12 protein-coding genes are annotated in these 15,541 nt (G+C 34.5%); 5 read left to right on the plus strand and 7 right to left on the minus strand.

Features of this window, described 5'->3' with window-relative positions:
* Window positions 1-34 precede the first annotated feature (34 nt).
* The 4 genes from B0M43_RS24515 (at window position 35) to B0M43_RS19605 (ending at window position 1,487) form a co-directional block, all read left to right on the plus strand.
* Window positions 35-181 (plus strand): hypothetical protein, encoded by a 147-nt coding sequence (locus tag B0M43_RS24515; protein ID WP_158596305.1) that lies wholly within the window; start codon window positions 35-37, stop codon window positions 179-181.
* 22 nt (window positions 182-203) lie between these two features.
* Window positions 204-578, plus strand: coding sequence for a hypothetical protein (locus B0M43_RS19595; protein WP_078007846.1), 375 nt, complete (start codon window positions 204-206; stop codon window positions 576-578).
* A 196-nt stretch (window positions 579-774) separates the two neighbouring features.
* Window positions 775-1,176 (plus strand): hypothetical protein, encoded by a 402-nt coding sequence (locus tag B0M43_RS19600; RefSeq protein WP_243397510.1) that lies wholly within the window; start codon window positions 775-777, stop codon window positions 1,174-1,176.
* A gap of 29 nt (window positions 1,177-1,205) precedes the next feature.
* Window positions 1,206-1,487 carry a hypothetical protein gene (locus B0M43_RS19605; protein WP_078007847.1) on the plus strand — a complete coding sequence of 94 codons (282 nt, stop codon included), beginning with the start codon at window positions 1,206-1,208 and terminating at the stop codon, window positions 1,485-1,487.
* Between the two features lie 190 nt (window positions 1,488-1,677).
* On the opposite strand, the gene B0M43_RS19610 is transcribed toward B0M43_RS19605, so the two are convergent.
* The 5 genes from B0M43_RS19610 to B0M43_RS19630 all read right to left on the minus strand — a co-directional run bounded on the left by B0M43_RS19610 (window position 1,678) and on the right by B0M43_RS19630 (window position 9,711).
* Window positions 1,678-2,052, minus strand: coding sequence for an STAS/SEC14 domain-containing protein (locus B0M43_RS19610; protein WP_065448932.1), 375 nt, complete (start codon window positions 2,050-2,052; stop codon window positions 1,678-1,680).
* Window positions 2,053-3,044: 992 nt separating this feature from the next.
* The gene (locus tag B0M43_RS19615) at window positions 3,045-4,817 is read right to left on the minus strand and encodes a RagB/SusD family nutrient uptake outer membrane protein (protein ID WP_078007848.1); all 1,773 of its coding nucleotides are present in this window, start codon (window positions 4,815-4,817) and stop codon (window positions 3,045-3,047) included.
* Between the two features lie 3 nt (window positions 4,818-4,820).
* Window positions 4,821-8,105 (minus strand): TonB-dependent receptor, encoded by a 3,285-nt coding sequence (locus tag B0M43_RS19620; RefSeq protein WP_078007849.1) that lies wholly within the window; start codon window positions 8,103-8,105, stop codon window positions 4,821-4,823.
* Window positions 8,106-8,179: 74 nt separating this feature from the next.
* Entirely contained in the window at window positions 8,180-9,103 is a 924-nt protein-coding gene (locus B0M43_RS19625; RefSeq protein ID WP_078007850.1) for a FecR family protein, read from the minus strand.
* 83 nt (window positions 9,104-9,186) lie between these two features.
* The gene (locus B0M43_RS19630; protein ID WP_078007851.1) at window positions 9,187-9,711 is read right to left on the minus strand and encodes an RNA polymerase sigma-70 factor; all 525 of its coding nucleotides are present in this window, start codon (window positions 9,709-9,711) and stop codon (window positions 9,187-9,189) included.
* A 267-nt stretch (window positions 9,712-9,978) separates the two neighbouring features.
* Between B0M43_RS19630 and B0M43_RS19635 the strand changes: the two genes are divergently transcribed.
* Window positions 9,979-11,040, plus strand: coding sequence for a phosphatidylinositol-specific phospholipase C1-like protein (locus B0M43_RS19635; protein WP_078007852.1), 1,062 nt, complete (start codon window positions 9,979-9,981; stop codon window positions 11,038-11,040).
* 297 nt (window positions 11,041-11,337) lie between these two features.
* Here B0M43_RS19635 and B0M43_RS19640 read toward each other — a convergent pair whose 3' ends face one another.
* Both B0M43_RS19640 and B0M43_RS19645 read right to left on the minus strand, forming a co-directional pair.
* Window positions 11,338-13,281 (minus strand): metallophosphoesterase, encoded by a 1,944-nt coding sequence (locus B0M43_RS19640; protein WP_078007854.1) that lies wholly within the window; start codon window positions 13,279-13,281, stop codon window positions 11,338-11,340.
* 603 nt (window positions 13,282-13,884) lie between these two features.
* The gene (locus B0M43_RS19645; protein WP_078007855.1) at window positions 13,885-15,510 is read right to left on the minus strand and encodes a glycosyl hydrolase family 18 protein; all 1,626 of its coding nucleotides are present in this window, start codon (window positions 15,508-15,510) and stop codon (window positions 13,885-13,887) included.
* Window positions 15,511-15,541: the final 31 nt, after the last annotated feature.

Genomic DNA, 15,541 nt, shown 5'->3' on the forward strand with positions numbered 1-15,541 from the left:
TTTGTACTATAACGAATCACTAAAAAAAAATATCATGAAAACTACAGATCAAAAAAGCAGCACTTCTGGTGCAAAGGCTACAGACAAAAAAGAAACTGCTACAAAAAAAGAGACTTCTCCAAAAAAGGAGACTAAAACGAATGAGAAAGATGCGAAGAAGCCTTCGACAACAAAAAAGTAATTAATTCTAAAGTACACTAACTATGGAAAATACAAATAATCAAAATTACGGTCAGGAAAATCGTGATTTTAATCAGGACTTAGATACTCTTATCGACAAAGAAAATGCGAATCAAGATGAAAAATACCAGATTCAGGAAGAATTTATAGATGACGTCAATCACCAGACAAATGATTATAACAGAAACGAAAATAATCCTGGCGGCGAACCCATTACTAATGATGAGGATCAAATAACAAACGATGAAGATCCGGAAGATTTGGATGATGCGGTAGAGAAAGACGGCGATCTTGATGATGATGATTCAGAAGATGACGAGAATTTGAGAGATATAGAAGAAGATTTAGACGAAGTATCGCATGATCCTTTTCCGAGTACGAATCCGGAAAATTTCTAAAAATCATGAAATATTATAAATAGATAACCGTTAAGATTTAAAAACTTAACGGTTATTTTTTTGTATATTGAAATGGAATTTTGCTGTAAAATTTATAATAAAAAATTAAAACTATGTAATCTTTCCTAATACAATTAATGTAATTTTAAATTATTGGTTTTAACCCAATTAAAATTGATTAATAAAATGAATTTGTATGATGGATATAACAATTCAAATCGTCTGGTTGTTTGTTCTGGCTATCCCCATAGCTTGTATCAGCTGGACTGTAACGCATGAAGAAATATTTAAGGAGCCGCGCGAATGGTGTGTAAAACATTCTAAAAATGACAGGACAATTTTGTCAAGAAAGGCTTTTTATCTTTTTACCTGCGAATATTGTTTTAGTCATTATGTCACAATCGCATTTTTAATCTTTTGTAATTATAAACTTTTGCTAAATGATTGGCGTGGCTACATTTTGGCAGGATTTTCGCTTGTTTTTATGGCTAATGTCTATATGAGCCTTTTTGCTTTGCTTAGACAGGCTATTAAAAAAGAAAAAGTAGAAATCGAAAAAATTGTGAACGAAAATGATAGTGATAAGCTATCTGTATAAAAAAGTATAACTAAATAAATTGAAAACGTATGGAAAATTTAAATTTTATAGATCCATTATTGCACGGAATTACTCCGGAAAAAGTAAATAACACAATACCAAACCTTTCTGCAAAACAGCTTGCCTGCGCCGGAGTTAGTTCTCTTATCGTTGGCGCTGTACTAAAAAAAGCAGGACAAAATAAAGTAGGTAATCTTATTGGAGGTCTTGCTTTACCATTATTAGCTTCAGCAGCTTACAAACAATTTACAAAAGTTAGTAAAGCAAAAAAAGAACTTACTGATAGTAGTGGTATCGAATACAATCACTAAACTATATTTCATGTTTTTTTGTTTTACACTAATCTCTCATTAAACAACAAAAAATAAAAGCCACAAATTCAAGATGTACAATCATGAATTTGTGGCTTGCTTTTTTATAAATGGTTTGAATAATAAAAAAGAGCCTTTAAAATAATTAAAAAGACTCTTTTTACATGATATTTTTACTTTTTAAATGGGATTATTTGATCTCAATATTTCCTTCAACCCAATTTAAGGCTTTATTAAAATCGAGTTTTTTAAATCCTTTAAATTCTCCGGGAACAACATAACTAAATCCGTTGGTGAAAGTAATTATTTCATCAGAATCTGTGATGATAGCCGCTCTGTTCCATTTTCCGAGGTGTTTTAATCCCAATAAAGCATCTTCAAGCCAGGCACCTGCAGTAAAATTCTGAATATCGGTATCTAAAACTAATAGAAAATTGATTTCATTTTGTTGTTTTACTAAATGTTCTACAGCAGGAATAACTGCGGTAAGAAAATCGTCTTTAGTTACTTCTGCCAAAGCTCTGAAAGCTACAATATTGTCTGTTGTATCGATTTGATGTATCATCTTATGGTATTTTTTGAAATTATTGGTAATTGAATTTTTATACTTTCTGAATTTTCGAAGGTTGAAAATTACTGTCAAATTTAGTTATAGAACTGGCTTCACATATTATAAGATCTCAACGGATTTTTATATTATAACTACGTGTTTTTAATGGAAAAAGGTTCAGAGATCCAGAGAAACAAAGGTTCAGAGGTTTTCTAATTGGACGTGCCAATTGGGCTTTAGATGCACTGCTGTGCGTCTCTACCATTAAGCATGTGTGTATTTTATTATGACTATGCAATTTGATTAATAATTAACATTGATAACGAATCGACAATGATAAATTGATAATTGATAATTAATAATTGATAATTAATAATTGATAATTAATAATTGATAATTAATAATTGATAATTAATAATCGATAATGATTCTTGGTAGAGACGCACAGCAGTGCGTCTAACGGTTTACTTTTACGATCAGCATAACCGTAATCTTGTCACTTTGATCGACGGGAAAAAACACTCGTTGGTCGATAAAGACTGAAGACATTGTTTGTGGAGTTTCTTGTGTGATTTCTCCCTTCGGTCGAAATGACAACATTGGGGGTTTGATTATGAAAGAGTTAATTTTTTATTCTTGAAAAATAAATAAATTAAATCGTCTTATGAAAACTGCGCGCGCATGAGGGATAGAGCTAAGCTACCGAAGTAGCAGTGAAAGCCCGACAGCATCCCGATAAGAGGGCGTATACGCGCAAAGTAACTTTGCCCTCTTATCGGGATGGTGGCATGCCCCTATCCCGATAAGAGGGCGTATACGCGCAAAGTAACTTTGCCCTCTTATCGGGATGGTGGCATGCCCCTATTTTTAAGGTTTTGAGATGCTGAGATGCTAAGATTCTAAGGTTTTGCAAGATGGAACAAGATTGTATACCTGAATTAAAATGAAAAAGCCTGTCTCTTTCGAAACAGGCTCTTTGTAAAAAAAAATAAACTAACACAAAATTTTTAATTATATCCTTGATTTTGTTTGAAGACCTTTTGGTCGATAACGGTTTGCGGAATTGGAAATAATCTTCTAAAGGGTTGAGAAGCAGCTTTTGCAGTTCCGGCTAAATCGAATTTTCCAAAACGGATACTTTGTGGTCTTCTTTGTAATTCCCAGTACAACTCAAAACCTAATTCTTTGTACAATTGTGCTGCATCTAAAGAAGTAAGTGCTTTTCCTGGTGCATTGCCAAATAAAGATTCTCTTTTTCTGCTGGTACGCAATGTATTAAGATCGATCATGGCTAAACCTGAGCTTCCTTTTCTAAAATAGGCCTCGGCTCTCATGGCGTAAATTCCTCCTAAGCGGAATAACGGAATATCGACATTACTGTTACCGTTTCCTCCTTCCGGATCGAATTCGTATTTAAAAACACGGGCTCCCTGGTTGATTTCGTTTTGAGCAAAAACAGATTTAGTAGGGTCTGCAAAGGTTAATGATGGTGTAAAATTCATTCTTGTTCCCGTACTTTTTTCCATAAATAATGGAGAAACTTTGATACGGTTACCTACCATTTCAAGAGATCCTGAAGGCAATAATATAGGTCCGTATTGAAGTCCAGCCTGAATTCCTCTGTTGAAATGGAACCAAGGCAACGCCGGGCTGCTTTTTGGTACAATATCGGTTGCGGGAACACTTACATCTGTACCATCGTTCATAAACCATGTACCGTCAGCATATTGATAATGTTGTTCGAATCTTGGATCGTCATGATTACCATCCCATGATGCGTAGAATTCAGGAGTTATACAAGCAGCATTTGTTCCTCTGTTTGCAGCAGATGCTCTCTGATTACGCTCCATGCACACATAAGCAAAACTGTTTGAACCGTTACGGATGTAATCTATTTTTTGAGAAATGGCAAAAATAAGTTCTTTACCATTGTTGTTGTCTCTTGCAAAGTTTTTGAAAAAGTCACTTTCTAAACTAAATCTTCCTGAATCGATTAATAAAGAAGTGTAATAAATTACACGATCCATATCTGTTCCTGTACTGCCCGTTACGGCTGGTTCATTAAAATTGAAATTTGATGATGCATTATAACGATCTTTGAATACCGCACGATTTAAATACATGTTGGCTAAAAAAGCATAAGCGGCTTGTTTGGTAAATCTTCCCTGATAAGTTCTTTGCGTTCCAATATCAGCTAAATCAGGAATTAAAGCCTCAACATCTGTAATTAATTTATCGATTTGAGTATCTGCTTTTAAAATTTGTAAAGTCGCTTTTGTATCCATTGGATCTTTATATGGAGCTTGTCCGTATAAATCCAAAGTAGTATACGTGTAAAAAGCCATAAGTGCTTTTGCTTCTGCAGCATATAATTTCTTTTCAGGAATTGAACTTTGTTCCGCCGATTGTATAGCTGTTATACAACGTGTGATACCATTTGTTAATAAATCCCAGTTACCTACAATGATTGCATTAGTAGAGCTCCAGGTAAATTCGTGCATATCTCTCCATTTTCCGCCATCTCCCCAGTCACTTCCACGAGTTGGTAAAATAGCTTCATCTGTAGTGTATTCCTGCATGGCAAAAATGGCTCCGTGATCAACGAAAGTTCCGTCACCCAACCTGTCATAAGCGGCAGCAAGTGAACCTGCAGGATCTGAAACTGTATTTCCAGGTATTTCATCTAAAAAAACTTCATCCAGATCAGTACAGCTGTTTAGAAGAAAAATAAGAGAGAATAATGTTAAAAATTTTATGCTTAATAATGTCTTTGTCTTCATAATTTATAATTTTAAAGTTGCTCCGAAACTGAACGTTCTCGAAGTTGGATAAGCTGCGTAATCAATTCCAATAGATTGGTTTCCGTCGGTTGCTTTAGGCGTATTTACTAATGGATCAAATCCTGTATAATTTGTAATTGTAATTAGGTTATTTCCTGTAACATAAAGTGTTAAGCCATTAATCCAGTTCAATCCTTTCAAATCAAAATTGTAACCTATACGCGCCGCATTTAATCTTATAAAATCAGACTTTTCTAAGAAAAGCGTAGACAAAATTGGTGAGTTTGTTGGATTTGCCCCTGACTCATAATATCCTGTTGCCACGTTACGATCTGATGCTAAGTTGTTAATATTTAAAGCATTCAACCCTGTATTGTTCAACAAATAACCGCCTGTTTGCCCGATAATTGAGAATGAAAAACTAAAGTTTTTATATCTCATATCACTGTTGAAACCGTAGTAAAAAGTGGGTAAAGCTCCTTCGATAATAATCCTGTCGCTGTTATCAATTTTACCATCTCCATTCTGGTCTTTAAATATGTTTGCTCCATTTTGATCAAAACCAGTATGCTCTAACAAATAGAATGAACCGGCCGCATAACCGCTTTTGTAAATATTAGCGTTAACACCTGATTGTCCAGGACCAGAAATAGCACCTGTTAAGATTTCTGAAAGCGGTAAGTTTTCAATTTTGTTGTTTAATGTAGATCCATTCACATCAACATTCCAGGTAAAATCTTTTCTATCGATGATTTTAGAACCCAGCATAATCTCAATACCCTTATTAACAATTTTACCGTCGATATTTGTCCAGATAAATTTTGTCTGACTCAAAGGAGTTGAAGGTATATACAAAATAGCATCTGTAGTTGTTTTATTAAAATAGTCTACAGTTCCATAAAATCTGTCATTCCATAAATTAAAATCAAGACCTACATTATATTGTGTAACAACTTCCCATTTTAAATCTGGATTTGCTGTTCTGGAAACAGAAACACCATTTACAAGATTTAAATCATCATTTAAATAATATCCGTCCGGGCCAGCCAAAGAGTAACTTGCCTTAGTTTGCTTATTGGGAACTTCCTGATTTCCTGTTTGTCCCCAACTTGCTCTAAGCTTTAGGTTATTTATTGTTTTAGAATCTTTCAGGAAATTTTCATTAGAAATATTCCATCCTAAAGCAAATGAAGGGAAATAACCGTATTTGTTATTATCTCCAAAACGTGTAGAACCATCAGCTCTCATAGAAGCTGTCAATAAATATTTATTATCGAAACTGTAATTTAATCTTCCAAAATAAGATTGCAATTCGTTTTCCTGAGCATAACCTGTTGTACCAGACTGCGTTCCTGCAAAACCAGGATTAATAGATGGTTTTACACCTGCTCCCTGAGCTGAAATTCCATCAATACTGAAACTTGTTCCTGATCTTTCAAATTTTTGATAAGAGAATCCGCCAAGAACTTCAAATTTATGTTTATCGAATGCCTTATTATAAGTTAGATAATGCTCAACCAATGAATTTTTTGAATCAAGATTGTTCTGAACATATTTACCTTTTGGATTTAAATCGGTAAGGTTTGGATAAATTGTAGTATTTCTTTCTGATGTAGAGCGATCTACACCAATATTTAATTTATATTCTAATCCGTCGATAATTCTGAAAGAAGCCTCTAGATTTCCTAAAACTCTTAATGTACGCGTTTGATCCTCATAAATACTTAATAAATAAGCTGGGTTATAATGCGCGTTCATATTAAAATTGGTGTACTTTCCGTTAGCATCAAAAACTGATCTGGTTGGGTTAGCCATCAAAGTATGCACGATCAATTGTCCGTTAGAACCACCGTCATCACTTGTTGGAACGCCATCATCTGTAGTCTGGCTGGCAGTAAGATTCAATTTTAGTTTTAAACGTTTGTTGTCTAAAAATGATTCAGCAGCATTAATTCTACCCGAAAGACGTTTGAAATTACTGTTATGAATAATACCTTCCTGATCCATTTGTGCAACAGATGCATAATAATTTCCTGATTCAGTTTGTTTTGCAAAAGACAAAGCATTGTTTGTAGTAATTGCAGATCTAAAAATTACATCCTGCCAGTCTGTGTTTCCGCCATGATCAAATGCTTTATCTTTTATCGCGTTTCTATATTGGCCTGCATCTAGAACATCTAATTTATGAGCAACAGTAGAAACTCCCATATAAGAGTCAAACGTTAATGTTCCTTCGCCTTTAGATCCTTTTTTAGTGGTAACCAAAACAACTCCGTTAGATCCTCTTGCTCCGTAAATAGCCGCTGCAGATGCATCTTTAAGAACCGTAATCGATTCGATATCACTTGTATTCAAAAAGTTTAATGGATTTTTTGCCGTTGAACCTCCAAAACCAACATTAGTTCCGGCAGGGCTTGTATCATCATTAGACAATGGCATACCATCAACAACAAATAAAGGTGTACTTCCGCTTCTGATAGATCCAACTCCACGAATGGTAACGTTTACACCAGCACCAGGTTCTCCGCTTGTATTCACAACACGAACACCCGCAACTTTTCCTTGTAATAGATTATCTACAGAAACGTTTACACCTTGTTTAAAATTACCCGCTTCTAATTGTGTAACAGCTCCGGTAACATCTTTTTTAGCTTGTTTTCCGTAACCCATAACTAAAACCTCGCTCAATTCAGCAGTGCTTGGCTCCAATTGAACAGTCATAAAACCAGCCTGTGCAGCAAGAACTTTTGTGGTATACCCTACATACGAAACTTCGATATTTTTTCCTTCTCCTACAGAAAGTTCAAATACACCGTCAAAATCAGTAACAGTTGAGTTTGAAGTACCGCTTTCGATTACTGTTGCACCAGGAATTGGCAACTTGTTTTCATCAACAATTTTTCCTTTTACTCTAATTTTGTCTGCTGCTTTTACAGAAACCGCTTTTGGCGCAGCTGACTTCTGAATTAAAACCAATTTACCATTAATGTTATAATTAAAATTGGCTTTTTTAGAAAGATCACTTAAAATTAACGCCACAGATTCATTTGTGTAATTTACTGTATACGTGGTATTATCAGCAATAATAGCTTGTCCGTAGCTAAATTTATAATCCGTTTTCGCGCTCAGTTTCGAAAAAATAGAAACAAGTGTAGCTTTCTCTATTTTATTTTCTATTTTTGATTTTTTTAATGAATTAGTTTTACTAAAACCACTCTCAATGGTCAGTAACGCTAGTACTAAAAAGATGAAACTCTTTAGATTTAAATAAGAAGGTTTAAAATACATGATTTAAGTTATTGGTTTTTTTTACGATACTTAATTATTAATGGCAGTTGTTCTCAGCAACTGCTTTTTTGTTTTTAATCCACTTTTACTATTTCGCCATAAACTTTAAATTTTAGGTTTGTGATATAATTTATTTGTTCTAAAACATTCTCTAATGATGCGTCCTTCTTTATGAACACCGTTAATGGCGTTGCCAATACGAGCTTATTATCATACTGAAATGAAACTCCGTATTTATATTGTAAAACCTTAATTACTTGTTGCAAAGTTGTTTGATTGAGCGTAACATCTGTATTGTACCAATTGACCAAATAGGATTTTTCAGCCATTTGTTTGGTTAATTTTTGTGCTGTAAACAAAGCTTCTTCATTTGGAACCAAATCTACGCTCTGCCCTTTTGCAGAAACATTTACTTTACCGGTTACTACAATCACTTCGCATTTTGATTTTGACATTTGAATGTGAAATGAAGTTCCCACAACTTTCGTTTTAATTTCGCCGGAGCTGATAATAAAAGGATGCTTTTTGTCTTTGGCTATTTCAAAAAATGCATTTCCTTTTAATAAAGAAACATTTCGCTCTTCGCCCTTGAATTTTTCAGGATACTGAAATGATGAATTTGCTGCCAGATAAATTTTCGAACCGTCACTTAATTGGATAGATTTGGGGGTATCTGACGTTTTAAATGATAATTGTTTTTCGGCTACGATAGCTAGCTTAAAGTAAAAACCTAAACCAACCAGAAAAAGAATGCTGGCAGCTGCCATATATTGTAAATAAGGATTGAAGTTTTTCTTCTTTCCTATTCTAATTTGAATATTGTTGTAAATATCCTGAGCAACTTCGTCGGGATTTCCCATTGACAATGCGTCCCAATTTGATTTTTGATATTCCTTTAAAGTAAAATTATGCAACAAATCTTCTTCTGCTCTTGAAGTTTTATGTCGGGAACTTTTATTGATAAGATATTCTAAACTATGCTTGATTCTTTTTACCATAATACTTGTTATTATTAATAAGTACCAGAAATGTAAAATCGTACTATCGCGAAATATTATGAAACCATTAACAGAAAGTTATCTTAAAAAGTTTTGTGCAAAATAATATATGGAGCAAGCCAGGCAAGGTCTTTCAGGCCTTCACGCAATTGTTTTAAAGCAGAAGAAATTTGATTTTTTACCGTTTGTTTTGAAATTCCGAGTTCTTCTGCAATCTGATCGATTGACATGTCCTGAAATTTATACATTAATAAAACTTCTTTTCGTTTCTCCGGAAGTTTATCTAATAAAGAATAAAGTAAATCCATTAATTCAGGATCGATCGAGCTGAAATTATCAATAATATAATCTTCGAATTTATCCTCGAGAATCGTCTTATCGAACTTATTATTCTGGTAATGTTTAAATACCTGATTTTTTACCGCACGAAACAAATAAGGCTCGATGGCATTTATAGTAATGTCATCTTTTCGTTCCCATAAATCGATAAAAACATCCTGAACAATGTTCTGTGCCAAGTCTTTATCCTGAGTCATCGTATACGAAAACGCATTAAGCTTTTTCCAGTAATCATTATACGTTTTTTCAAATACTTCAGGATTTTTCATAGCTTATTTCGGGACTGTTTGGTGATGTAAAATAATAAAATGTTATACCAAAGTTTTTTGCCTGAACGTTATCTTTAAATTAAATAAAGAATTATTCTGATGTAGAAATACTACTATTTTCGGGCAATGATGACAATCAGGTTGCGATTTCTTTTTTTTTAAATAACATAAAAATCAAATCCTGTCTTTACATTAGTACTTTCTAAAAAAGGTAATTTTCTTGTGCTGCGTCCTCAGTATTAATAAAAAATTACACTTCAAAAAAACATGAAACAAATTCTCCTTACGCTATTTATTGCAGGCGCGCTGCATTGTAATGCACAGACTCCAAATGACAAGTTAAAAATCAATCAAATACAAGTAATAGGTTCTCATAATAGTTACCGCCAGAATATCGAACCGGATTTATACAATTTTATTCAGGCAAAAGACACTTCGCGTTCTCTAAAAGGCTTGCAATACACGCATATTTCAATTACCGATCAATTGAACAAAGGTTTACGAAATCTTGAAATTGATGTTCAGGGAGATCCTAAAGGCGGAAAATATGCGCACCCAAAAGGTTTGGATCTGGTAAAATCTGAAAAAGTTTACGACCCAAATGGGGAGATGAAGAAACCTGGTTTTAAGGTTTTTCACATGATTGATATTGATTTTAGAACATCGTGTTACACCCTTCAAAATGCTCTTGCAGAATTAAAAAAATGGTCTGATGCAAATCCGGATCACGTTCCTGTTTTTATCACATTGGAACCCAAAGATGACGATAGTTTCATGGGGACAAAAGCAGAGAAATTTACACCTGAATTATTTGATGCTTTAGATGCTGAACTCCGCAAAGGTTTAGGCAATAAACTCATTACACCGGATATGGTTCGCGGAAAATACAAAACACTCGAAGAAGCGGTTTTGCACAACAATTGGCCAACACTGAAAAAAGCAAAAGGAAAATTTTTATTTATTTTGGATAACAACGGAGCCAAAAGAGATATGTATGCATTGAATCATCCATCCTTAAAAGGACGCTCCGCTTTTATTTGTGCAGAACCAGGAAAACCAGAAGCAGCAACTTTAATGATAGGTAATTCTGAAGATCCAAAAATTACAGATTTAGTCAAAAAAGGATATATCATTCGTACAAGAGCAGATTCTGATACCAAAGAAGCGCGCAAAAATGATTATACGCACTTTGAAGCTGCCAAGAAATCCGGCGCACAAGTCATCACAACAGATTATTATTTACCAAGCACTTTCTTCAATTCTCCTTATCAGATCAAATATGATGATGGTAGTTATGTAAGAGTGAATCCGGTTACTGGGGGGGAATAGTTTTTTTGTTTCAGGTTTAAAGTTTCAAGTTTTGCTTTGTGTGAAACTTGAGGCTTTTTTTTTGGCCACGGATGATACAGATTTAAACGGATTAACGCTGATTTATTCTCATTTTTTGTCATTTCGACGTAAGGAGAAATCTTCGCAAGAAGCTCGACAAAGATTAGCTTTCGTTACGGAGTTACTTACGAAGATTTCTCCTTACGTCGAAATAACAAAATTGTGATTATACTTAATTTATAAAATAAAAAATCCGTGCTAAACCCGTTTAAATCTGTATCATCCGTGTGCCAATCCTCATTTCAAACTCTTAATCTCCCCCGTTTTCAAATCGACACTAAAATGATCTGCAGGAACTTCGTGCATGAATTTATTAAAGATGATCAGAAATAATCGCATTTGGTTTAGCAATGGTTTTTCTTTTGATGCATCTTCTTTATGGTTTTCAAAAAATAACTGCGATACTACTTTATATTGTTTTGCCTTTTCAGTTCCAACATCAACTAAAGCCAATTCATCGGCGCTTCTGAAACGGTAGAAATCGACTAATAAATCGTAACCTGTCCAATTGAAATCTTGTCTTTTTAGGTTGTTTTCAGACAAAAGTTTATCTGTTTTACTTTCAGCTTCTGACCATTCTTTTTTAAAATTTTCTTTGTTTTTTAAAATCACATCAAAATCTTTATCCGATTGCATATTGGCTAAAACCAATAAATCTTTTGCAGAAATATTTAGAATAAAATTCTTGAAAGATTCCGGCCAATCGTCTTTCAGGAAACGCAAACGAACTAATTCCTTTAGATGAAAATCGGTAAAATCATGGTAGTTTTTGGTTTTTAAAATATCAATATTCCAGATGTCTTTTGTATTTTGACTTGCTAAGAATTGATATTCCATTTTATACAAATCAAAAAGTTCATCGTATCGCGGAACCTCATCGATTGTAATCGTTTGAATGTCTACCAAATTATCTTTTTTAATTGTCAATAATTTATAGGCCGGAATATACGCTGCCAATGATGGTGTCTGAATATTGACCAAAGTATTTCCTTTTGCTGTTGTACGAGCTCCTGTATCATTAATATGCATGTGACCGCCAAAATGAATCTTCAATCCTGCATCTGCAAAAACCTGTGCTACTTCTTCGACCGGAACACGGTTCAATTGCCATTTGTTTGGCCCAAGTAACTCTTTTATTTCCGCGGAAGCGTCATCATTAAAATCAATCATCGGGAAATGACTAAAAGCAATCAAAGTTTTACCTTGCTGTTTGGCTTGCGCCGAAATTTCTTCGACCCATTTTATAAGATGTTTTTTGTTCGAAAGTACATTATTATAACCCGTACTGGCTTCCGAATAATTTTTAGGATCTTTTGGATCTCCGTCGTTCTTTTTAGGGATATAAACATTCCCATCGATTGCCATTAACCAAAGTCCGTCGACAGGTTCTACTACATAACTTACATCCGGAACTTCAAATCCAGGCGTTACATTATAAACTCTATTAGATAATAAGGCGGCTTTTGATGCTTTTTCGAAACTATAATCTTTAGAAGTATAAGTTGAAAATGGTGTTGCCCAGAATTTATTTTTTTTGTTGGGATAAAAACCAAAATTTTTGAGATTATCAGTAATTCCCAAATAACCCATTTTAGCAATATCGGCGGTCACAACAACAGGCTGTTCGATGGTTAAGTTTGGCTTATAGAGGCCTTCTTTGCTATAAATGGGCTGGCTTTTACCGTCTTTTCCTAAAAAATCTTCTTTACCGGATTCCTGAGCAAAAGGTCCAACGGGATCGTGATTTCCAGTGGTAATGAAAAACTCAATATTGTATTTTTTTCTGTATGCATCTAAAATTTTCTCTAAGCCTTTTACGTGAATCGGCTGACCGTCATCTGTGTAATCTCCCGGAAGAGCAACATATTTTATCTTTCTTTTTGCGATATCTTCTAAAGCTGCAATGAAAGCAAAATAGTTCTCATTGAAAATTCGGGTCGAATGCAACTGAGACGCCATTGTTCTCATTAACGTATATTTTCCGGTTTTCGTATTCAAAATGCCTTTAAAATCATTATCAGAAAATGTTCCGAACAAATCCTGTAAATGAACATCAGATAAAAAAGCAACCTGAACGCCATCAAGATTCTTTTGTTTTTGTGCTGAAATTGTGGTGCTTAATAAAACAAAAAACAGAAAAAGAAGACAATATTTATAAGGAGAAGTAAATTTAAAAATCATAGGTTAGAATTTGTAAATGGGGATTTTTTAAAACGATTTGCAATTTTATGAATTAAAACTTTAAAATCCTTTATCGTATTGTTACGGAATGATAATTATTACTGCTGTGCCGTGAAGTTGATTTAACCGCAAGGTTCGCGATCCCTATAGCTATCGGGATACGCCAAGTTTGCAAAGTTTTTTTGTAGCTGGTGCGTAATAATCGCGCAAAGTCGCGAAGGCGCAAAGTTTTTATTTTCTTTGCGCCTTCGCGACTTTGCGCGATTAAAAAAAAAATCCTTGCGAACTTAGCGTAAATCTTAGCGTTCTTCGTGGTTAAACCTTAATAATCAAAAACAGGGTTTAATGACAGAACACGGACAAAAACTTATTGATATTGCGAAAGAAAACGGGAAATGGAAACCGGTATAAAAAAACAATCTTGCCATTTCTGACAAGATTGTCTTAACCCTTCTCAAAGTCTACAAGTTTGACAAAGGTTGAAATAAACATAACTAACAATATGTGTAATTGCGAATTTAACCGCGAAGAAACAAAGCTTTTTATTTTCTTTGCGACTCTGCCACTTTGCGAGATTAAAAATTAAATCTTATCAATTAAATCTTATTTTTTAATAAAACGTCTCACGGTTTGTGTACCTTCTTTTTCAAAAACAATCAAATAAATACCTGATTTTAAAAGAGAAACATCTATGCTATTGTTGTTTACTTTTGAACCTGAAACAACAGCGCCGGTTTGAGAATCTATAATACTCATATTCGCATTGCTTACATCCTGAGTAATAGAAAGTGTGTTATCAACAGAAGTTGGATATACATTTAAAGCCACAAACTCTTCTGAAGCTGCAGATTTTGCAGCTAAACCTGCTCCCGATTTCGTGATTCTGAACCAATTGATATTCACACCAGAACTTTGTATAAATATCCCGAAATTATAAGTTCCGGCATTTACATTTACGGTTTGAGAAACCGTTTGCCAGTTTTGCCAACCTCCTGTGTTTGGAATATTAACATTCCCCAACTGAATCGTTCCCGCATTTAAATCAGATGAAATTCTCGCGCCATTTACAGCACTTGCTACTCTGTATTCGATTACGTAAGAACCAGAAGTTGGGAAATTAACATTCGAATATGCCATCCAGTCGCCTGTATCTGCGTAACCAACATTAAGGCCTCCGCCTGTATCTGTAGTTGCTTCTGTCTGAATACCGTTCATCGAAGAGTAGCTTTCTGCTTGTATTAAAGTTCCTGTGCCTGTTGGTGGATTACTTCCGGTAATAACCTGATTTACGGCTGTTAATAATGATTTGGCACCGGTCGCGTCCTGAGACAATTCCCAAATCATAACTCCGCCCGCATTCTGAATTGCGAATGTTGTTTTTGCTTTAATGGTTGGAATCCCATTATAATAAATCGTGTTTCCTACCTGATCCAGATTTTCTGCTCCAGGATATTGCGCTACAATATTGGCATAAGAAATTCCCTGATTGGCAGAAGCTCCAAAACCATATCCGTAAAACGGAAGTCCAATAATCGCTTTGCTTGCTGGTAAACCTCTTCCTGTCCAGTAATTAAACTGGTTTACTGCCATACTGTACGGAGAATGCTGTCCAGGGTTTCCCGGTTGCCAGGGTCCTGTTGCATCATATGCCATGATATTAATCCAGTCAAAAGCTGCAAAAGTAGATGCAGGTACATTTGCACCACCATATCCTTCTGAAAGCGCTGCCGAAATTAGTTTTCCATTAGCATGCAATTTCGCCGCAAGCGCTATTACAAATCCTCCGTAATCGCTATTAATTGCCGGACCTTCAAGATCCATGTCGACACCATCAAAATTATGAGTCACAACATAATCGTAGATTTTCTGAATAAAAGCTGTTCTGTTGGCAGCTTTAATCAAATTGAAATAATTATCACGAATAGCGCCTCCTTCAGAAACTGAGCCTCCTCCAAGGGAAACAAAAACTTTTACGTTTTGAGCATGTGCCGCATTAATAATGGTATTACTTCCTGAATTAAAAGACAGATATCCATTGGCATCAGGATTTTCGAAAGCAATATTAATGTGCGTCAGTTTACTGTACTGAACGCTGCTCGAAAAAGCATTGAGATCTACCCAATTGGGGATATAAGCGATAACTTTTTTTTGGGCAACTGATAAGTTAACAACACCCAGAACCAAAATCAAGATCCATTTTAGCTGGATCACTTTGTAATTGTTTTTCATAGTAACATTTTTTAATAGATTAATAGATATG

It is taken from the genome of Flavobacterium sp. KBS0721 (assembly GCF_002007065.3).
Taxonomy (GTDB): Bacteria; Bacteroidota; Bacteroidia; order Flavobacteriales; family Flavobacteriaceae; genus Flavobacterium; species Flavobacterium piscis.